The 534-nt window shown below is 71.9% G+C and carries 1 protein-coding gene; it reads left to right on the top strand.

Annotated elements, in window-relative coordinates; genetic code table 11:
* Positions 1–263 (top strand): ANTAR domain-containing protein (locus GTR02_RS22105; RefSeq protein WP_166609600.1); only part of this gene is annotated, 263 nt, incomplete at its 5' end.
* Positions 264–534 lie beyond the last annotated feature (271 nt).

Raw genomic sequence — 534 nt, 5'->3', positions numbered from 1 at the left:
CGACCGCACTGGCGAACCGGCCCCGCATCGAGCACGCCGTCGGGATGATCATGTTGCTGATGCCCTGCGACGCCGATCTGGGCTTCCAGGCCCTGCGCTCGGTGTCCCAGCACACCAACCGCAAGGTCCGCGACGTCGCCGAGGAGATCACCAACTGCGCCGCTACTGGTCGCCCTCTACCGGCTGAGCTGATGCACGCGCTCACCGTGGTGCTCCCGCCGCGACCCACGCGCGCGACCGCCGCCTCGGATGGGCCGAGCTAGCGCTGCCTCCGCTGGGGATCGAGGTCACCGAACGGCGCCCAGTCACCTCAATCCAGGTAGTCCGCCTGATGTCGGGCGAGGACCAGCGCGACGGACGACAGGAGGGACACGGCCCCATCATGCCGTCGCCCCGGCCCCGTGGCACCGCCTCAGTACCGGAACGTCGCGACGAGCGCGCTGAGCTCCTCCGAGGTGCGGGTCAGGTCGGACGCCACGCCCTGGCTGTTGCGCACCGCGTCGGCCGTGCCGGCCGCCGACTGCGCCACGCCCG

The sequence above is a fragment of the Kineococcus siccus genome (assembly GCF_009906795.1).
GTDB lineage: Bacteria > Actinomycetota > Actinomycetes > Actinomycetales > Kineococcaceae > Kineococcus > Kineococcus siccus.
This window is presented reverse-complemented; position numbering and strand designations above follow the sequence as displayed.